The organism is Arthrobacter sp. NPDC057009, assembly GCF_042673905.1.
In the GTDB taxonomy this organism is placed as follows: Bacteria; Actinomycetota; Actinomycetes; order Actinomycetales; family Micrococcaceae; genus Arthrobacter.
In genome coordinates this window covers 46624-64993 of the sequence record NZ_JBHUSB010000001.1, presented here as the reverse complement: position 1 = coordinate 64993, position 18370 = coordinate 46624, and the positions used below count along the sequence as shown (strand labels likewise).

Genomic DNA, 18370 nt, shown 5'->3' with positions numbered 1-18370 from the left:
CATCATGTTCGCCCCATCAAAAACAATTTTTTGTGCATCCAAACCCCCACTGCCCCACCCCCCCAACCCCCCACACCCCCCCCCGCCCCCCCCCCGGGGGGGGGGGGCCCCCCCGTCGACTGTTCCCTGGCCGGGCTTACGGGGCCAGGGTGCGCGGGACTAGGACTCGCCTCCGGCGTTGCCCGTGGTGCCGGCGTTCACGTTGAGCAGGCGGTACTTCTCGATCGCCTGCGCCGGTGCGTTCCCGTCAACCTCATCCTTGGCTGCCAGCAGTTGGAGGGTCTTCACGACGATGGAGTGGGTGTCGTTTTTGAAGTAGCGGCGGGCGGCGGCGCGGGTGTCGGAGAAGCCGAAGCCGTCGGCGCCGAGGGTGGCGAACTCGTTCGGGATGAACTGGCGGATCTGGTCCGGGACGGCCTTCATGTAGTCGGAGACTGCGACGACGGGTCCCTGGGCTCCGGCGAGCTGGCGGGTGACGAAGGGTTCGCGGGTGTCCTTGCCGGGGTTGAGGAAGGCTTCCTCTTCGGCGGCGAGGCCGTCGCGGCGCAGTTCGTTCCAGGAGGTGACGGACCAGACGTCGGCGGAGACGCCCCAGTCTTCGGCGAGGATCCGCTGGGCTTCGAGGGCCCAGGGGACGGAGACGCCGGAGGCCAGGATCTGGCTCTTGGGTCCTTCGGCGGGGGAGTCCGCGAGCTTGTAGATGCCCTTGAGGACGCCTTCGACGTCGAGGTTCTCCGGTTCGGCGGGCTGGACGATGGGCTCGTTGTAGACCGTGAGGTAGTACATCAGGTTACGGTCGGTCGAATCGTGCCCGTACATCCGTTCCAGGCCGTCGCGGACGATGTGGCCCATTTCGTAGCCGTAGGCGGGGTCGTAGGTGACCACGGCGGGGTTGGTGGAGGCGAGCAGGGGGGAGTGTCCGTCGGCGTGCTGGAGTCCTTCGCCGGTGAGGGTGGTCCGTCCTGCGGTGGCGCCGATGATGAAGCCTCGGGTCATCTGGTCGGCGGCGGCCCAGAAGGCGTCGCCGGTGCGCTGGAAGCCGAACATGGAGTAGAACACGTAGACCGGGACCAGGGGCACGCCGTGGGTGGCGTAGGCGGTGCCGGCGGCGGTGAAGGCTGCCACGGCGCCGGCTTCGTTGATGCCGGGGTGGATCAGCTGGCCCTGGGCGGATTCCTTGTACGCGAGGACCAGGTCCCGGTCCACGGACAGGTAGTTCTGGCCCTTGGGGTTGTAGATCTTCGCCGTCGGGAAGAACGCATCCATACCGAACGTGCGGGCCTCATCCGGGATGATCGGCGCGATGTGCTTGCCGAAGTTCTTATCCCGCATCAGGTCCTTGAGCAGACGGACGAAGGCCATGGTGGTGGCGGCCTGCTGCTTGCCCGAACCGCGCTTGGCGACCTCGTAGGACTTCGCCTCGGGCAGCTCGATGTCCGAGTGCTTCGAGCGGCGTTCCGGAACCGAACCGCCCAGGGCCGCGCGGCGCTCCAGCAGGTACTTGATTTCCGGCGCATCGGTGCCCGGGTGGTAGTACGGAGGGCGGTACGGGTCCTTCTCCAGCTGCTCATCCGAGACCGGGATCCGCAGGTGGTCGCGGAACTTCTTCAGGTCGTCGAGGGTGAGTTTTTTCATCTGGTGGGTGGCGTTGCGGCCTTCGAAGTGCGGGCCGAGGCCGTAGCCCTTGACCGTTTTGGCCAGGATGACGGTGGGTTTGCCCTTGAATTCGGTGGCTGCCTTGTACGCGGCGTAGACCTTGCGGTAGTCGTGGCCGCCGCGCTTGAGGTTCCAGATCTCGTCGTCGGAGAGGTCCGCGACCAGGTCCTTGGTCTGCGGGGTTTTGCCGAAGAAGTGTTCGCGGACGAACCCGCCGGATTCGGCCTTGTAGGTCTGGTAGTCCCCGTCGGGGGTTTCGTTCATGATCTTCACCAGCGACCCGTCGGTGTCGCGGGTGAGCAGGTCATCCCATTCCCGGCCCCAGACGACCTTGATCACGTTCCAGCCGGCGCCGCGGAAGAACGCCTCGAGTTCCTGCATGATCTTGCCGTTGCCGCGCACCGGCCCGTCCAGGCGCTGGAGGTTGCAGTTGATCACGAAGTTCAGGTTGTCCAGGTTCTCGTTCGCGGCGAGCTGGAGCAGGCCGCGGGATTCGGGCTCGTCCATTTCGCCGTCGCCCAGGAACGCCCAGACCTGCTGGTCGGAGGTGTCTTTCAGGCCCCGGTTGTGCAGGTAGCGGTTGTTCTGGGCCTGGTAGATCGCGTTCATCGGGCCGATGCCCATCGACACGGTCGGGAATTCCCAGAAGTTCGGCATCAGCCGCGGGTGCGGGTAGGAGGAGAGGGCGTGGCCTTCCTTGGACTTTTCCTGCCGGAACCCGTCCAGGTCCTCCTCGGAGAGGCGGCCTTCCATGAACGCCCGGGCGTACATGCCCGGGGACGCGTGGCCCTGGAAGAACACCTGGTCCCCGCCGCCGGGGGCGTCCTTGCCGCGGAAGAAGTGGTTGAAGCCGACCTCGTACAGGGTCGCAGCTCCCGCGTAGGTGGAGATGTGCCCGCCGACCCCGATCTCGGGCCGCTGCGCCCGGTGCACCATGACCGCGGCGTTCCAGCGCATGTACGCCCGGTACCGGCGCTCGTACTCCTCGTTGCCCGGGAACTGCGCTTCCTGGTCCACCGGGATCGTGTTCACGTAATCGGTGGTGGTCACCATCGGAACCCCGACGCTTTGCGCGCCGGCACGCTGCAGGAGACTGCGCATGATGTATTGGGCACGCTCCGTGCCCTGTTCCCTGATCAGCGCATCCAGGGACTCAACCCACTCGGCGGTCTCTTCCGGATCACGATCAGGCAGCTGGTTAGTCAACCCGCTGAGGATATGGGAGGTATCTTCTCCTGCAGCCACGTCCAACCTCTCTTTGCGCGCATTCATCGGCGCAGTCAGGTCCGGCAGGGTAGCTGCCCGGCGTGAACGCGTCGTGTGCGTCATATCGGTTACAACAGCCCGGTCATGTGCGCCGGGCAGGGTTCTATCTCGTGTGTATGACTGCCTATTAGTCCGGGGCGGTCGCCCCTTTAGGCATAGTTGTCAACAGTCACTGTAGCTCTGACAGACTGCGGATGCGTAGCCGCGCTTGAACCCCCTGCCCTATTTGACCGTCATACTTGTTGTGTGACGCACAATAAGCCGCACCGCGGCGCACGTAGCTTGAAGCACACGCCCAAAGGGTGTTGGCTTGGAGTAATCGAAATCACTATGCACAGGAGGAACACGTGAGCGAGGCCGACGCCGCCACTTCGGTTAATGTGGCGGAAAAATTAGGTTTCAAGGACGGGGATCTGATTCAGGAGTTCGGTTACGACGATGACGTCGACTTCGACTTGCGTGATGACATAGAGGACCTGACGGGGTCAGAGCTGCTGGATGAGGATGATCACGACGTCGTGGACGCCGTGATCTTTTGGTGGCGCGACGGCGACGGCGACCTCGTGGACACGCTGGTCGACTCGCTGACCACCCTCACCGAGGGCGGTGTGGTGTGGGTCCTCACGCCCAAGTCCGGCCGTCCCGGATATGTTTCGCCCTCCGATATCCAGGACGCAGCACCCACCGCGGGGCTGCACTGCACCACGTCCGCGGGTGTTTCCAAGGACTGGAGCGCCACGCGCCTTGTCACCAGGAAGAACAAGTGACCGGCCACGCGGCCGTCGCCTCAGCAGACCTGGCCGGGGTGCCCGCGGTGGGGGAACAGGCGCCGGACTTCACGCTGGTTAACCAGTTCGGCGAGCCCGTGCGGCTTGCCGACTTCCGCGGACGCAATGTGGTGGTCGTTTTCTACCCGTTTGCCTTCTCCGGTATCTGCACCGGCGAACTGTGTGAGATCAGGGACAACCTCGCCGTCTTCGAACATGCCGACGCCGAGGTGCTCGCGGTCTCGGTGGACAGCAAGTTTTCACTCCGGGCTTACGCCGAGCAGGAAGGCTACGGCTTCAGCCTGTTGGCCGACTTCTGGCCGCACGGCGCCGTCGCCGAAAAATACGGCGTGTTCGACCCCGAAACCGGTATGGCACGCCGGGGTACCTTCATCATCGACGCCGACGGAACGGTCCGTTACGTGGTTGTGAATCCCCGAGGCCAGGCCCGCGACCTCGCCGAATACCGCCGCATCCTGGCGGAACTGGCCCAGGCCTAGGCGTCCGGGCCAGCCCATGGACAAGCGGCGGACCGGCATCGGCTTGACAGGGTTCGCCAGTCTGCCGCCCGTCCCGGCCATCGAGTCGGAGGCCGGCGACCTCGAGGTGCTGGCCGGGATCCGCGACGTGTTGGCCGGGCTGCCGCTGGCCCTTCTGACCGGGGCGGGGCTCAGCACCGACTCGGGCATCCCGGACTACCGCGGGCCGGATTCGCCCCCTCGCTCACCGATGACCTACCAGGAATTTGTCGCTGATGCGGCCAACCGGCAGCGTTACTGGGCGCGCAACCATATCGGCTGGTCCCACCTGAGGCGGGCAAGCCCCAATGCCGGCCATGCCGCCGTCGCAGTGCTCGAACAGCGCGGTCTCCTGACCGGACTGATCACGCAGAACGTGGACCGCCTCCACGAGGACGCCGGGAGTGTTAACGTCGTGGACCTGCACGGACGCTTCGACCAGGTGATTTGCCTGGAGTGCCGGCGAACGTACTCGCGGCAGCTGCTCGCCAGGGTTTTGGAAGAGCTGAATCCGGACTTTCTTGATGATGCGATGAATTCCGGCCTCGTTGAAATGGCGCCTGACGCGGATGCCACAGTCGAGGACCTGCGGCTGATCCGGAGCTTCGTGGTGGCGCGCTGCCCCGCGTGCAGCGGTGTCCTGAAGCCGGACTTTGTGTACTTTGGCGAAAACGTCCCCAAGGACCGGGTTGAGCGCGCCTACACAATGGTGGATGACGCCGGGGCCCTGCTTGTTGCCGGTTCCTCACTGAGCGTGATGAGCGGACTGCGGTTTGTCCGTCACGCCGCCAAGCAAGGCAAACCCGTTGTGATCATCAACCGTGGGCAGACGCGCGGTGACGACCTCGCCACCATCAAGCTCGAGGCCGGTGTCAGCGAGTCCCTTGCCTGGCTCGCAGAAGAATTGCCGGCGCTTTCCGCGGGCTCGCCCGATTAGCGTTTGAGGGCACTGTTCGGGTAGAGTCTATGTTCGTTGGTTCAAGCGCTTCGGCGCGAAAAGCCGTTTTTTGGGTCTTTAGCTCAGCTGGTAGAGCGCCACGTTTACACCGTGGATGTCATCGGTTCGATCCCGGTAGGACCCACCTTGAAAACTCCGTTTGACCAGGTCTTAGCACTGGTCAGGCGGGGTTTTTTGTTTCCCTCGGATGCTCCGGCCAGTGGCTGTTCCCGGCTGGCCCTTTCCGGAGAACCCGGCCGCTTCCGAAAATGTCTGAGCCTGCCCGTAGCCTGCCGGCATGGAACACGTACTTGTAAAGACTGCTGCCGACGGGCAGCCTGGCGCTGTTATCCGGGGCGGCCAGGAGTGGACGGTGGGCGCGGAACCGCTGCGGTGGTTTGAACGCGTCAGCTGGTGGGAAGCGGAGCGCCGTATGCCGCTGGGACTGAGCCGTGTTGACGTCGAAGTGTGGCGGCTGCAGGCCCGGCTGGGGCGCAACGCCGGATCGGCGCTGACCACGATGGAGATCATCCGCGACGGACTCGGCGGCGGGTGGCGGCTGCGCAGCGCCGTGGCGGACGCGGCCTGAAGGCCCGAAAGAACGAAAAACGGATAGGTCCGAAAATTGGATAAGCCTTCCACCGCGACTATTGGGGGATGCCGCGGTGGAAGGCTTGAAATTGAATATACCGTGAACCTTCGGAAACAGGAAACCGTTAAATTGCGGCCCCCCGACACGGTGGTTTCCGCCTTCCAGCGCACAGCGGTGGCGTCCGTATGCCTATATCCACGGCAAACCAACCAGTATGATGGTAGGTGTTCAGTTGACTGGACGCTTTTGGCATCGGCGCCGGGTTTCGTGCGCGGTGCAACCCGACGACCCCGCTGACTGAGCGCGTATCGAAAAGGAGAATCATGGCCGATTCCCGCACCCCCAAAGCCAACGACGGGCTGGGCAGCGCGTCCCCGGCGCCGGCCGTCACACGCGCCGCCGCAGTGCTGGAGTCGCTCGCAGCGTCCGCCACGGGCCGACTGACCCTCAGCGACCTCGCCCGGGACCTCGGGATCCCCAAATCCTCCACCTCGAATCTCCTGCTGGCCCTTGAGGAGGCGAGGCTTATCAGCAGGCAGGGCGCCGAGTACACGTTGGGACGCAAGCTCGTTGAGTTGGGCGCCGCCTACCTGAGCCGGCTTGACGAGGTGCAGGAGTTCTACCGATTCTGCGAGCAGGCACCCACACTGTCCGGCGAGACGGTACGCATCGCCATGCTGGACGGCGCCAACGTCATCTACCTGGCACGTTATGAGGGCCATCCGGCCGTCCGCCTGACCTCCAACATCGGCGACAAGATGCCGGTCTCCCTGTGTGCCGTGGGCAAGGCCCTGATCGCAAGGCTCCACGACCACGACATCGACGCGATGTTCGCGGACGATGCGGAACTTCCCGTGCTGACTCCCAAGTCACTGCGCACGGGAGCGGAGTTGAAAGCGCAACTGCAGCAGATCCGCGAGCAGGGCTATGCATTCGAGGACGAGGAATCCACCACAGGCGTGGTGTGCCTGGCCGTGACTGTGCCCACCCACGGAGCACACGGCCCCAGCCTTGGCCTGTCCGTGACTGCCTTGAAGGCTACCTACTCCCAGGAGCAGGGCGCCCAGATGGTCAAGGAGCTCAATGAATTGGCGAGGTCCCTCGGAAACCCCATGGGCTAGGCGCATGCCGGCCTATTGGCTAGTCGTTCATCATGTTGTACGCTGTTCAACATAGTGATCGACGCAATAGTGTTGTCACTACCCACCAGGCCAACGGGGGCCTGGTGTCTTTGAGGGAGTGCTAGTGACAACTCGTACTGATTCACCGCTGGCTGAGGCGGACGGCGCCGTCGTCGAACCGGAACAGCTGCGGAGGGCAACGCTTGCCAGCTCCGTGGGCTCCGCTTTGGAGTACTACGACTTTTACATCTACGGCCTGGCATCGGCCCTCATCTTCGGGCCGCTGTTCTTCAAGCCGCTGGGCGATGAGGGCGCGCTGATCGCATCATTCGCCACCTACGGCGTAGGCTTCGCTGCCCGCCCCTTCGGCGGCATCGTCTTTGGCTACATCGGAGACCGCTTCGGCCGGAAAATGGTGCTGATCCTGACCATCGGCCTGATGGGAGCCGCAAGCTTCGCGATCGGCCTGCTGCCGACCTTTGAACAGGCGGGCATGGTCGGCGCAATACTCCTGGTGGTCCTCCGGATCCTCCAGGGACTTGGAGCCGGCGCGGAGCAGGCCGGCGCTACCACGCTGATCTCGGAAGTGGCCCCACGCCGCCGTCGTGGTTTCTTTGCCTCGCTGCCGTTCGTGGGCATCCAGCTGGGCACCCTCCTGGGTGCCGGCACCTTCGCCCTTATTGCGACCGCCGACAAGGCTGTCCTCGAGAGCTGGCTCTGGCGGGTGCCTTTCCTGGCCAGCGTGGTCCTCATCGTCATCGCGGTCTTCATCCGCCTGCGGCTCAAGGAAACCCCGGTCTTCCAGGAGCTGGAGAAGCACAAGAACGTCGTGAAAAACCCCGTGGGCCAGCTTTGGAAGCATTCCAAGAAGAACGTCCTGGTGGGCATCGGCCTGCGGATGGGTGAGAACGGAAACTCATCCATTTACTCCGCACTGCTGGTGGCGTTCCTTGCAGCCCCGGCAGGCGTCTTTCCCGGCGACAAGTTCATCGGTCCCGTCGGCCTCCTGATCGCCGCGGCTTTCGCCGCCCTCATGGTAGTCACCTTCGGTGCCTTGTCCGACCGCTTTGGCCGCGTCCCGGTCTACCGCTATGGCGCCCTGTTCCAGGCCGTTATCGCCTTCCCGGCCTTCTACCTCGTGACTCTGGGCAACGTCACGCTGGTCTGGGTGGTCATGGTGGTGGGCATCGCCCTTGGCGTGCAGTCCATGCTGGGTCCGCAGTGCCCGCTGCTGCCCGAACTGTTCGGTTCCCAGTACCGTTTCACCGGTGTTGCCATGGCCCGGGAACTCTCTGCTGTACTGGCCGGCGGCCTGGTTCCGCTGGTGGGAGCGGCCCTGCTGGCAGCCACCGGCTACTCCTGGCTGGTCCTGGCGCTCTACTCCCTGATCCTTGCCCTGATCTCCTTCGTGAGCACCTTCTTCACGCCGGAAACCGTTGGCCGCGACCTTGTTGCCATCGAGGACGCCCGCTAGGACGGCGCACAGCCGGAAACCACGCACCGCGAACGTACAGCTGTGGCCCCAGTTCCCAAGCGGAATGGGGCCACAGCTGTACGTTCGCGCTCGGGATTGGGGCCACAAATGTACGTTCGCGCTGGGACAACAACTCAGGCGTGGGGGAGGGCGCAAAAGGAGAGCCGGGCAACCTTGGGGCTGCCCGGCTCTCCGTGCTTCCGCCGCAGGAGCCCTGCGGCAGGCGGTCTGGCTGGAGGGTTTAGTAGAAGTGGACCGTATCCACGAGGTGGGGGAGTTCGCCGCCGTCGAGGAACGTCCTGAGGTTGCTGCAGAAGCGCTCTGCGATCAGGCGGTTCTCGGCCGCGCTGAGCGCCGAGGTGTGCGGCGACACCATCACACGCGGGTGGTTCCAGAGGGGGCTGTCCTGCGGCAGCGGTTCGACGGCGAACACGTCCAGGCAGGCGTAGGACACCTGGCCGTTCTCCAGCGCCTCGAGCAGTGCGTCCTCATCCACCACCGTTCCGCGGCCCACATTCACGAACACGGTGCCGGGCTTCATCGCGGCGAAGACCTCGCGGTTGAAAAGCTTCTCCGTGTAGGGGGTGCCCGGGAGGGTGTTCACGACGGCGTCTGCCGAGGAGAGCAGGCCGGCCAGTCCGCTGTTGTCCGCCACTTCCTCGATGCCGTCGATCGGCTCCACGGTACGTTTGGTCCCGCTGACCCTCATGCCGAGGGCGCGGGCGATGCGGGCAGTTTCCAGCCCGATTTCGCCGAGCCCCGTGATCACCAGCGAGGACCCGTTGACCAGCCTGGTGGGTGTGCGGAGCTCCGGCCACGCCTTGGCGGCCTGGTCCTGTGCGAGTTCCGCGGTGCGCTTGAACCCGTTGAGGATGCCCATCACCGCAAACTCCGCGAGGGGCAGGGCGTGCACACCGGCAGAGGTGGTCACCTTGAACTTGTTCAGTGTCGCGGCATCGAGGCCGGAGGCCTTGACTGCGCCGCCGGCCCCTGCCGCCATGGCGTGGATCCATTGCAGGCGCGGGTTTTCCTTCGCGATCCGCGCCAGGCCTGAGGGGCTTTCGTTCGGAAAGCCGTACAGCACGTCGGCCTTGCCCAGCATCTCCCAGTAGCGGTCCTCCTGCTCCGGAGTGCGCTTGAAGTCCGGGTCGCCGGCGTGGTCTGCGGGGAACCGCTCTGGCGGCAGCAGGTCGGGTTCGTAGAGAACGGTTACGGAGGGATCTACGGCGCGGATGCGTTCCACGAACTCGGCTTCGAGCGGGACGGCGATCGCGACGGTGGTTTCAGTCGTCATGATGTTCATCATACTGAATAGGGGCTAGAATACTGAACAGATTTTCGGATATAGACCAGACGTTGCCACGACGAAGTGAGGGTTCGCTGCACATGGAGATACAGAGGGCTGGCTTTGTGGGCCTGGGGCTGATGGGGGCGCCGATGGCGGTGAACCTGGTGCAGAAGGGCTGGACAGTTACGGCATGGAACCGGTCGCCTGGCGCGCTGGAGGACTTCCGGCGCATCGGCGGATCGGCCGCCGGCGGTGTGGAGCAGCTCAGGGACGAGCCGGTGATCGCCTTCATGCTGCCTGACCTCGCCTACATCGAGGACGCGGCGGTCGGGTTGCTGGCGAGCTGGCAGGCGGCACCGCCGGCGGCCGGCACGGCAGTGGTGGTCATGAGCAGCGTTTCCCCCACTGCGGTCAAGGCTTTCGGGCAAAAGGTCCAGGAGGCCAGTTCGGGCAACGCCGTGGTGCTGGACGCCCCGGTGAGCGGCGGGACGAAGGGAGCCATCGAGGGCACCCTCGCCATCATGGCCGGCGCGGACGATGAGGCCGACTTCCGCCGGCTGCAGCCGTTTTTCGAGGCCATGGGCACTACCGTGCGGCTCCTGGGCCCGCTCGGCGCCGGATCGCTGGCAAAGGCCTGCAACCAGTTGGTGGTGGGAACGACGACGGCGGCGCTCGCCGAAGCTGCCGAGCTCGCCGAGCGTTCGGGCGTCGATGTCGCGGCCCTCTACGAGGTGCTCTCCGGTGGCCTGGCAGGAAGCCGGGTCCTGGAGCAGGTGGGCCCCCGGATTGCCCGGAAGGACTACGCCCCCACGGGCCCGGCCAAGTTCATGCACAAGGATCTGTCCTTCGTCGTGGAGTCGGCGGATGCCGCGGGGAGCGCCGTCCCGATGGCCCGGGCCGGCGTCGAGCTGTATGCCGAACTAAAACGGCAGGGCCTTGGCGACCAGGACCTCGCCGTTGTGCGGCAGACCATTTCCAACCTCAGCAGGACGGGCGCAGTGCGCGCCACAGAAGGGACTCATTCATGACTTCACTTTTTGATTTGACCGGGCGGGTTGCTTTGGTGACGGGTTCGAGCCGGGGGATTGGTAACGCCCTGGCGCGGGGGTTGGCTGACGCGGGCGCGACGGTGGTGTTGAACGGGGTGAATCCGGAGCGGTTGAAGGCTGCCGAGGCCGCGATGGCTGCGGATTATGCACCGGGGCGGGTGCACAGTGTGGCGTTTGATGTCACGGACGACGCCGCAGCCCAGGCGGGGGTGGCGTGGGTCGAGGAGCACGTGGGCGCGTTGGAGGTCCTGGTGAACAATGCCGGGATCCAGCACCGGGTGCCGATGCTGGAGCTGGACGTGGCGGACTGGGAGCGGGTGCTGTCGACGGATCTGACCAGCGCGTTCCTGGTGGGCCGGGCCGCGGCCCGGCACATGGTGTCCCGGGGGCACGGGAAGATCATCAATATCTGTTCGGTGCAGACGGATCTGGCCCGGCCCACGATCGCCCCGTATGTGGCGGCGAAGGGCGGGCTGCGGAACCTGACGCGGGCGATGACCGCGGAGTGGGCGGGTTCGGGGTTGCAGATCAACGCGATCGCGCCGGGGTATATCCATACGGAGATGACGCAGAACCTGGTGGACGATGAGCAGTTCAACGCCTGGATTCTGGGCCGGACCCCGGCTGCGCGGTGGGGCACGGTGCAGGACCTGGCCGGCCCGGCGGTGTGGCTGGCCTCGTCCGGGTCTGATTTCGTGAACGGGCAGACGATCTTTATCGACGGCGGAATGACGGTGGTGGTCTGATGACAACGGCGAACGGTACAACGGCAGCAGAAACAACAGCAGCAGTGGAACCGGCGCTGCCGGCCTCGGGTCCGGCGGTCGTGGCGCACGGCAAGGGGGACCTGCGGATCGATGACCTCCCGGTCACAGCGCCGGGGCCGGGTGAGGCGGTGGTGGAGGTCCTGTACGGGGGGATTTGCGGGTCGGACCTGCATTACTGGCTGCACGGCGCGGCCGGGGAATCGATCCTGAAGGCGCCCCTGGTCCTCGGGCATGAGATCAGCGGCCGGGTCGTCCGGGCCGCGGCGGACGGGACCGGCCCGGCGGCGGGGACGCCGGTAGCGGTGCACCCGGCCACCCCGGGCCCGGGGGACGGGACAGTGCGGTTCCCGGTGGAGCGGCCGAACCTGTCGCCGGGGTGCACGTACCTGGGCTCCGCGGCACGGTTCCCGCACACGGACGGGGCGTTCAGCCGGTACGTGAACCTGCCGGTCCGGATGCTCCGCGCCCTGCCCGAAACCCTGGATCTGCGGACCGCGGCGCTGATCGAACCGGCCAGTGTGGCGTGGCATGCGGTGTCCCGGGCAGGGGACGTGGCCGGCAAAACCGCCCTCGTGATCGGCAGTGGCCCGATCGGCGCGCTGACCGTCGCCGTGCTCAAACGCGCCGGGGCGGCCCGGATCGTCGCGGTCGACATGCACGAGAAGCCGCTGGAGATCGCCACGGCCGTGGGCGCGGACGAGGTCCTGCACGCCGCGGACACCGACAAGATCGCCGGGGTGCAGGCCGACGTCGTGATCGAGTCCTCCGGGAACCACCACGGTCTGGCTTCCGCGATCCAGGGCGCGGGCCGGGGCGGGACCGTGGTCATGGTCGGGCTGCTGCCCACCGGACCCCAGCCGGTCCTGATCTCCCTGGCCATCACCCGCGAACTGGACCTCAAGGGCTCGTTCCGGTTCAACGCCGAAATCGACGAGGTCATCACCGCCCTCGCCGACGGCACCCTGCACATCGGACCGGTCATCACCCACGACTACCCCGTCACCGACGCCCTCGAAGCCTTCGAGACCGCCCGCAACTCCGCCCAATCCGGCAAAGTCCTCCTCAACTTCGGAGGCTGACGGCGCAGGCTCAGCGGCGGCCGCGCCCGCAAAGAGGGCTAAGCGGACTGCGTCCGCCGCTGCAGTGGAACGAATACCCTCGGCTGCTCCACCCACACCGGCTCCATTTCGGAGATGGTGCGGCGCATGATCCGGCTGGACGCCTCGCGGGCCTCCGGTGCCTGACCGTCAAAGATGGCTTTGGCCACGTCCAGGTGCCACTGCAGGGTGAGGTCCCTGGGGCGGTCCGGCATGAGGCCATGCACAGTGCGGCCGGTGAGGGTCTCGGCCACCTGACCCACAAGGTTGGCAAACATCTCGTTGCCCGAGCCGCTGAGCAGCAGCGAGTGGAACTGGATGTCCAGCTCAAGGAAGCGGGGCACGTCGCCGGCCTGCCCGGCGTCGCGCATCGCTAGGGCAACGTCGAGCAGCTCCTGCCGCAGTTCCTGCGGCGCATTCACCGCCGCCAGTTCAGCGGCCACAGGCTCGACGGCGGAGCGGAGTTCCGCGAGGGAACGCAGCTGGGCGCCGCGCCCTTCCCCGGCCAGCCGCCACCGGATCACCAGCGGATCGAACGGGTTCCAGCGGTGCGCCGGCAGGACCTTGATGCCGACGCGTTTCGTGGTCTCCACCAGCCCCAGGGACTGCAGCACGCGGACCGCTTCCCGGATCACCGACCGGGATACCTGCAGTTCGTCCTCCAGCTGCTCCGCCAGCATCACATGTCCTGGCGGAAGGCTGCCGTCGACGATTCTGGTACCCAGGTGCTCGACGGCACGGTGGTGGAGGCTGGTTGACATAGTGGTAAGCATAATCGCGCCGGGAAGCTTTGTTGCCCGCGCCCGGGGGACTGTCGGCCCCGCCACAGCCGCACACCATAGACTCGTTCTGGCGCGGTTTGCGTCCAAGGAGTGGTCACACCCTTTCGCCTTCGACCACGAATATATATGCTTTATTCACGACCTGCTCAATGCAAACACTGAATTGGAGTTTTTGATGTCAGCACAGATCGGTGTCACCGGCCTCGCGGTGATGGGTGCCAACCTGGCGCGTAACCTTGCCCGCAATGGCTTCACGGTTGCCCTGCACAACCGCTCGGTCGGCAAGACCGACGCCCTGCTCGAAAAGCACGGCCACGAGGGCGACTTCGTCCGGACCGAATCCCTCGAGGAACTGGTCAACTCCCTCGAAAAGCCGCGCCGCGTCCTGATCATGGTCAAGGCAGGCGCTCCTGTTGACGCCGTCGTCGACCAGCTGGTTCCGCTGCTGGAAGAGGGCGACATCATCATCGACGCCGGCAACTCGCACTACGAGGACACCCGCCGCCGCGAAGCCGCGCTGGCCGGCAAGGGCCTGCACTTCGTCGGCGTCGGCGTTTCCGGCGGTGAGGAAGGCGCCCTCAACGGCCCGTCGATCATGCCCGGCGGCTCCAAGGAGTCCTACAAGGCCCTCGGCCCGCTGCTGGAGAAGATCTCCGCCAAGGTCGACGGCGAACCCTGCTGCGCCTGGGTTGGCACGGACGGTGCCGGCCACTTTGTGAAGATGGTCCACAACGGCATTGAATACGCTGACATGCAGGTCATCGGCGAAGCCTTCGACCTCCTTCGCTCCGGTGCCGGCATCGAGCCCGCCGAGCAGTCCAAGATCTTTGCTGAATGGAACAAGGGCGACCTGTCCTCCTTCCTGATCGAAATCTCCGCCGAAGTCCTCGGCCACGTGGACGCCAAGACCGGCAAGCCGTTTGTCGACGTCGTGGTGGACGCAGCCGGCCAGAAGGGCACCGGCCGCTGGACGGTCATCTCCGCACTGGAGCTTGGCTCGCCGGTTTCCGGCATCGCCGAATCGGTGTTTGCCCGTGCGCTGTCCTCACAGGCCGAGCAGCGCAAGCTGGGCCAGGAGCTGCTGGCCGGCAACGAGGCAACCGTGGAGATCCCCGAGACCTTCGTCGAGGATGTCCGCCAGGCGCTGTACGCCTCCAAGCTGGTCTCCTACGCGCAGGGCCTGGACATGCTGACGTCCGCTGCCAAGGAATACGGCTGGGACCTCAAGCTGGACGAGATCGCCTCCCTGTGGCGCGCCGGGTGCATCATCCGCGCCGAGCTGCTCAAGGACATCACCAAGGCCTACGCTGCCGACGAAAAGCCGGCCAACCTGCTGTTCGCTCCCGCGTTCACCAAGGCCATCGCCGACGCCCTGCCGGCCTGGCGCCGTGTTGTGGCCGTCGCCGTCCAGCTGGGCATTCCGGTTCCGGTCTTCTCGTCGTCGCTGGCTTACTACGACGGCCTGCGCCGCAAGCGCGTCGCCGCCGCCCTGATCCAGGGCCAGCGCGACCTCTTCGGTGCCCACACCTACGGCCGCGTTGACGCTGAGGGTACGTTCCACACCCTGTGGGGCGAGGACAAGTCCGAGATCGAGGCAGTGGACACCCACTAGCCACACCCGCGGCATAACACAGGAACGGCCGGCCTCCAGGATTTCTCCGGGAGGCCGGCCGTTCGTGTGTCCGTGCTGAAGCGCACCGCCTGCCTGGGGTCCAAACCCCAGGCAGGGGTCAGATCCGGTACTCGATGTAATACTCTGCCGGGTCGACGGCGGGCTTGGTCTCCCGCTGCGCGTCGCGGTGCCGCCAGCTTGCCGGGATGCCCGTGATGATGGATTCGGCCGGTGCGTCCTTGACCACGACGGCGTTCGCCCCCACGGCGCTGTCGTTGCCGATGTTGATCGGTCCCAGGATTTTGGCGCCCGCGCCGATCGTGACGCGGTCCCCGATGGTGGGGTGGCGCTTGACCTTGGCGAGGGAACGGCCGCCGAGCGTGACGCCGTGGTAGATCATGACGTCCTCGCCGATCTCGGCCGTTTCGCCGATGACCACGCCCATGCCGTGGTCAATGAAAAAGCGGCGTCCGATCGTGGCGCCGGGATGGATCTCGATGCCGGTCAGGAAACGCGCCAGCTGCGAAATCAGCCGGGCAGGGAACCGCGTGGACGGGTTTTGCCACAGCTTGTGCGTCAGCCGGTGCGCCCAGATGGCGTGCAGTCCGGAGTAGGCGAAAAAGTTCTCAAAAGAACCTCGAGCCGCCGGGTCGTGTGACCGGGCGGCGTCGAGGTCTTCCTTAAGTCTTGCGAAGAAACCCACAAAGTTCTTTCTACAGGAAACGGAAAGCGGCTGGCTAAGGCCTAGCCCCGGATGTCGTCATAGAGCACGGTGGAGATGTAACGCTCACCGAAGTCGCAAACGACAGCCACAATCAGCTTGCCCGCATTCTCCGGGCGCTTGGCCAGCTCGAGGGCGCCCCAGACGATGGCGCCGGAGGAGATGCCGCCCAGGATGCCTTCCTTGATGCCGAGCTCGCGGGCCACGGCCACGGAGTCCTCCAGCGTGGCGTCCAGGACCTCGTCGTAGACGTTGGTGTCCAGGAGTTCCGGGATGAAGTTGGCCCCGAGGCCCTGGATCTTGTGCGGGCCGGGGGTGCCGCCGTTCAGGATGGGGGAGTCCTTGGGTTCCACGGCAACAATCTGGATGTCCGGGTTGCGCTCCTTCAGGACCTGTCCGACGCCGGTGATGGTGCCGCCGGTGCCGATGCCGGAGACAAAGATGTCGACCTTGCCGTCGGTGTCGGCCCAGACCTCCTCAGCGGTGGTCTTGCGGTGGATCTCCGGGTTGGCTTCGTTGGCGAACTGCTGGGCCCAGATGGAGTTCTCGGTGTTGGCCACGATTTCCTGGGCCTTTTCCACGGCGCCGCGCATGCCTTCGGAACCCGGGGTCAGCACGATCTCGGCACCGAAGGCGCGGAGCATGACGCGGCGCTCGGTGGACATGGTTTCCGGCATGGTCAGGATGACCTTGTAGCCGCGGGCAGCGCCCACCATGGCCAGGGCGATGCCGGTGTTGCCGGAGGTGCCTTCGACGATGGTTCCGCCGGGCTTCAGTGCGCCGGACTTCTCGGCAGCGTCGATGATTGCGACGCCGATGCGGTCCTTGACGCTGTTGGCCGGGTTGTAGAACTCAAGCTTGACCGCAACGGTGGCGTCCAGGCCTTCCGTCAGGCGGTTGAGCTTGACCAGCGGGGTGCCGCCCACCAGCTGTGTTACATCGTCGTAGATCCGTGCCATGTGTACTTGCGCCTATCTCTCAGGAGGGAATACTTTGGTCAGCCTAACTATGGGATCGGCGCCCCTGCTACGCATTAAGCCATGCAGAGTAATATTTCCGCGCCTTGGCCAGCTTCGGGTTGATGATGACCTGGCAATAGCCCTGCTCCGGGAACTTGGCGTAGTAGTTCTGGTGAATGTTCTCCGCCGGATAGAAGACAGGAAGCCGGCTGACCTCGGTCACAATCGGCCGGGACCACAGTGCCTGGTTCCGCTCAATCGCCTCCTCGAAAAGGATTTTTTCCTCGGTGGTCTCATAGAACATGGACGAGCGGTACTGGGTGCCGACGTCGTACCCCTGGCGGTTGAGCGTAGTGGGATCATGCAGGGCGAAGAACATGTCCAGGATGACCTCGGCCGGGATGACCTCCTCATCGAAGGTCACGGCCACCACCTCGGCATGCCCTGTGGTGCCGGAGCAGACCGAGTAGTAGTCGGGGTCGCGTTCATGGCCGCCGGTGTATCCCGAAACCACCGACGTGACGCCCTTCGTTTTCTGGTAGACGGCGTCCAGGCACCAGAAGCAGCCCCCGCCAAGCACAAAAGTTTTCATGTCCTCTTCAATGGTTCGCCCGCGTCAATGATTCCCGCAGACCACCCTAGAGTCATCTGCCAGTCAGGGGCCAGAGCCGACTGTAGGGTAAAAATATGAGTATGGAACCTGTGAACAGCGACGTTGCAGCGGAACCGGAAGAAGCTCCCGACGCCGCCGAGTCACCCGCAGCTGCAACCCTGGGGCAGCTGATGCTGGCCGTGGAGGAACTCTGGCCGGAGTCGCTTGCAGAGGCGTGGGATGAAGTGGGCCTGGTGGCCGGCCATCCTTCCGCTGAAGTCACGCGCGTCATGTTCGCCGTCGATCCCACGCTCGAGGTCATCGACGAGGCCGTCGAATGGGGCGCGGAACTGCTCATCACCCATCATCCGCTGCTCCTCAAAGGTGTCACGTCGGTTGCCGCCAACACGCCCAAAGGCCGGGCCGTCCACCGCCTGATCGAATCCGGCACGGCGCTGCTGACCGTCCACACCAATGGCGACTCAGCCGTGGGCGGTGTTTCGGATGTGCTGGCCGACGCCCTGGGCCTGCAGAACGTATCGCCGCTGACCCCGGCAGCCGACGGTCTTCCGGAGGAGGGCATAGGGCGCGTCGGGGACCTCAGCGAGTCGATGACCCTGGGCGATTTCGCCGCCCGTGTTTTCGGCATCCTCCCCTCCGTGGCCGGCGGAGTGCGCGTATCCGGGGACAAGGACGGTCTGGTGCAGCGGGTTGCCGTGTGCGGCGGGGCAGGGGACTCCCTCTTCGACGAGGTGAGGGCAAGCAACGCGGACCTGTATGTCACCGCGGACCTGCGCCACCATCCGGCCTCGGAAGCCAGGGAGGCCGCTGTGAACGGCCGGCCTTACCTCATCGATGTGTCGCACTTCGCGAGCGAATGGCTATGGCTGCCGGCCGCCGCCGAGGCGCTGGGCAACGTGCTCACGGACCAGGGCCTCGACGTCGAGATCCGCGTCAGCACCACCAACAGCGACCCGTGGGACTTCATACTGACTCCCGGCTAAGCCTGGCGTGCGAAGTCCATCACAGGGCCCACGCCGGCGAGGGGCCCGCGCCGAGCGCAGCGAGGTTTGGGAGCCGGTGGGGATGCGTAGCGAGGCTGGGGAGCCCGTTAGGCGCTAGAGTCTAGGAAACCCCACAGGGGTGCCGGCCGGCGGCCGGATGGGATCAAG

At 65.6% G+C, this 18370-nt stretch carries 17 protein-coding genes and 1 tRNA gene; 12 read left to right on the top strand and 6 right to left on the bottom strand.

Annotated elements, in window-relative coordinates:
- Positions 1-159 precede the first annotated feature (159 nt).
- Positions 160-2928: a pyruvate dehydrogenase (acetyl-transferring), homodimeric type gene (gene aceE / locus ACFTR6_RS00325; RefSeq protein ID WP_377956510.1), complete on the bottom strand. Its 2769-nt coding sequence runs from the start codon at positions 2926-2928 to the stop codon at positions 160-162.
- A 341-nt stretch (positions 2929-3269) separates the two neighbouring features.
- On the opposite strand from aceE, the gene ACFTR6_RS00320 reads away from it, so the two are divergent.
- The 7 genes from ACFTR6_RS00320 (at position 3270) to ACFTR6_RS00290 (ending at position 8331) form a co-directional block, all read left to right on the top strand.
- Positions 3270-3689, top strand: a complete 420-nt coding sequence (locus tag ACFTR6_RS00320; RefSeq protein ID WP_087873741.1) for a DUF3052 domain-containing protein — start codon at positions 3270-3272, stop codon at positions 3687-3689.
- The gene (locus tag ACFTR6_RS00315; RefSeq protein WP_377956509.1) at positions 3686-4189 is read left to right on the top strand and encodes a peroxiredoxin; all 504 of its coding nucleotides are present in this window, start codon (positions 3686-3688) and stop codon (positions 4187-4189) included. The genes ACFTR6_RS00320 and ACFTR6_RS00315 overlap by 4 nt, the downstream gene beginning before the upstream one ends.
- A 16-nt stretch (positions 4190-4205) precedes the next feature.
- On the top strand, positions 4206-5144 hold the full coding sequence (locus ACFTR6_RS00310; RefSeq protein ID WP_087873742.1) for an NAD-dependent protein deacetylase: 939 nt from the start codon (positions 4206-4208) through the stop codon (positions 5142-5144).
- Between the two features lie 72 nt (positions 5145-5216).
- Positions 5217-5289 (top strand) — tRNA-Val (locus tag ACFTR6_RS00305).
- 153 nt (positions 5290-5442) lie between these two features.
- Entirely contained in the window at positions 5443-5733 is a 291-nt protein-coding gene (locus ACFTR6_RS00300) for a hypothetical protein (RefSeq protein ID WP_076802415.1), read from the top strand.
- A gap of 326 nt (positions 5734-6059) precedes the next feature.
- Positions 6060-6857 (top strand): IclR family transcriptional regulator, encoded by a 798-nt coding sequence (locus ACFTR6_RS00295; protein WP_076802418.1) that lies wholly within the window; start codon positions 6060-6062, stop codon positions 6855-6857.
- A 124-nt stretch (positions 6858-6981) separates the two neighbouring features.
- Complete coding sequence (locus tag ACFTR6_RS00290; RefSeq protein WP_087873743.1) at positions 6982-8331, top strand: MFS transporter; 1350 nt, start codon at positions 6982-6984, stop codon at positions 8329-8331.
- A gap of 241 nt (positions 8332-8572) precedes the next feature.
- Here ACFTR6_RS00290 and ACFTR6_RS00285 read toward each other — a convergent pair whose 3' ends face one another.
- A complete protein-coding gene (locus ACFTR6_RS00285; protein ID WP_377956508.1) occupies positions 8573-9637 on the bottom strand; it encodes a D-2-hydroxyacid dehydrogenase in 1065 nt (354 codons plus the stop codon).
- Positions 9638-9717: 80 nt separating this feature from the next.
- On the opposite strand from ACFTR6_RS00285, the gene ACFTR6_RS00280 reads away from it, so the two are divergent.
- The 3 genes from ACFTR6_RS00280 to ACFTR6_RS00270 are packed head-to-tail and all read left to right on the top strand — an operon-like array spanning position 9718 to position 12514.
- A complete protein-coding gene (locus tag ACFTR6_RS00280) occupies positions 9718-10647 on the top strand; it encodes an NAD(P)-dependent oxidoreductase (RefSeq protein WP_377956507.1) in 930 nt (309 codons plus the stop codon).
- Positions 10644-11414, top strand: a complete 771-nt coding sequence (locus tag ACFTR6_RS00275; protein ID WP_377956506.1) for an SDR family oxidoreductase — start codon at positions 10644-10646, stop codon at positions 11412-11414. The genes ACFTR6_RS00280 and ACFTR6_RS00275 overlap by 4 nt, the downstream gene beginning before the upstream one ends.
- Complete coding sequence (locus ACFTR6_RS00270) at positions 11414-12514, top strand: L-idonate 5-dehydrogenase (protein WP_377956505.1); 1101 nt, start codon at positions 11414-11416, stop codon at positions 12512-12514. The genes ACFTR6_RS00275 and ACFTR6_RS00270 overlap by 1 nt, the downstream gene beginning before the upstream one ends.
- 38 nt (positions 12515-12552) lie before the next feature.
- Here ACFTR6_RS00270 and ACFTR6_RS00265 read toward each other — a convergent pair whose 3' ends face one another.
- A complete protein-coding gene (locus ACFTR6_RS00265) occupies positions 12553-13293 on the bottom strand; it encodes a FadR/GntR family transcriptional regulator (RefSeq protein WP_076802432.1) in 741 nt (246 codons plus the stop codon).
- 196 nt (positions 13294-13489) lie between these two features.
- Between ACFTR6_RS00265 and gndA the strand changes: the two genes are divergently transcribed.
- Positions 13490-14926: an NADP-dependent phosphogluconate dehydrogenase gene (gene gndA, locus ACFTR6_RS00260; protein WP_076802434.1), complete on the top strand. Its 1437-nt coding sequence runs from the start codon at positions 13490-13492 to the stop codon at positions 14924-14926.
- A gap of 118 nt (positions 14927-15044) precedes the next feature.
- On the opposite strand, the gene epsC is transcribed toward gndA, so the two are convergent.
- From epsC to msrA, 3 genes are all read right to left on the bottom strand, one after another.
- Complete coding sequence (gene epsC, locus ACFTR6_RS00255) at positions 15045-15629, bottom strand: serine O-acetyltransferase EpsC (RefSeq protein WP_076802437.1); 585 nt, start codon at positions 15627-15629, stop codon at positions 15045-15047.
- A 41-nt stretch (positions 15630-15670) separates the two neighbouring features.
- The gene (gene cysK, locus ACFTR6_RS00250; RefSeq protein WP_076802439.1) at positions 15671-16606 is read right to left on the bottom strand and encodes a cysteine synthase A; all 936 of its coding nucleotides are present in this window, start codon (positions 16604-16606) and stop codon (positions 15671-15673) included.
- Positions 16607-16673: 67 nt separating this feature from the next.
- On the bottom strand, positions 16674-17198 hold the full coding sequence (msrA, locus tag ACFTR6_RS00245; protein WP_076802442.1) for a peptide-methionine (S)-S-oxide reductase MsrA: 525 nt from the start codon (positions 17196-17198) through the stop codon (positions 16674-16676).
- Between the two features lie 101 nt (positions 17199-17299).
- Here msrA and ACFTR6_RS00240 point away from each other — a divergent pair, with 101 nt between their 5' ends.
- On the top strand, positions 17300-18202 hold the full coding sequence (locus ACFTR6_RS00240; protein ID WP_377956831.1) for a Nif3-like dinuclear metal center hexameric protein: 903 nt from the start codon (positions 17300-17302) through the stop codon (positions 18200-18202).
- The last annotated feature ends 168 nt before the right edge of the window (positions 18203-18370 follow it).

Excerpts from the sequence above, each read along its gene's own strand:
- ACFTR6_RS00285 (WP_377956508.1), bottom strand. The coding sequence starts at position 9,637 with ATGATGAACATCATGACGACTGAAACCACCGTCGCGATCGCCGTCCCG.
- msrA (WP_076802442.1), bottom strand. The coding sequence starts at position 17,198 with ATGAAAACTTTTGTGCTTGGCGGGGGCTGCTTCTGGTGCCTGGACGCC.
- gndA (WP_076802434.1), top strand. The coding sequence starts at position 13,490 with ATGTCAGCACAGATCGGTGTCACCGGCCTCGCGGTGATGGGTGCCAAC.
- aceE (WP_377956510.1), bottom strand. The coding sequence starts at position 2,928 with ATGAATGCGCGCAAAGAGAGGTTGGACGTGGCTGCAGGAGAAGATACC.
- ACFTR6_RS00310 (WP_087873742.1), top strand. The coding sequence starts at position 4,206 with ATGGACAAGCGGCGGACCGGCATCGGCTTGACAGGGTTCGCCAGTCTG.
- ACFTR6_RS00265 (WP_076802432.1), bottom strand. The coding sequence starts at position 13,293 with ATGTCAACCAGCCTCCACCACCGTGCCGTCGAGCACCTGGGTACCAGA.
- ACFTR6_RS00300 (WP_076802415.1), top strand. The coding sequence starts at position 5,443 with ATGGAACACGTACTTGTAAAGACTGCTGCCGACGGGCAGCCTGGCGCT.
- ACFTR6_RS00280 (WP_377956507.1), top strand. The coding sequence starts at position 9,718 with ATGGAGATACAGAGGGCTGGCTTTGTGGGCCTGGGGCTGATGGGGGCG.
- ACFTR6_RS00240 (WP_377956831.1), top strand. The coding sequence starts at position 17,300 with ATGGAACCTGTGAACAGCGACGTTGCAGCGGAACCGGAAGAAGCTCCC.
- ACFTR6_RS00295 (WP_076802418.1), top strand. The coding sequence starts at position 6,060 with ATGGCCGATTCCCGCACCCCCAAAGCCAACGACGGGCTGGGCAGCGCG.
- ACFTR6_RS00270 (WP_377956505.1), top strand. The coding sequence starts at position 11,414 with ATGACAACGGCGAACGGTACAACGGCAGCAGAAACAACAGCAGCAGTG.
- ACFTR6_RS00275 (WP_377956506.1), top strand. The coding sequence starts at position 10,644 with ATGACTTCACTTTTTGATTTGACCGGGCGGGTTGCTTTGGTGACGGGT.
- cysK (WP_076802439.1), bottom strand. The coding sequence starts at position 16,606 with ATGGCACGGATCTACGACGATGTAACACAGCTGGTGGGCGGCACCCCG.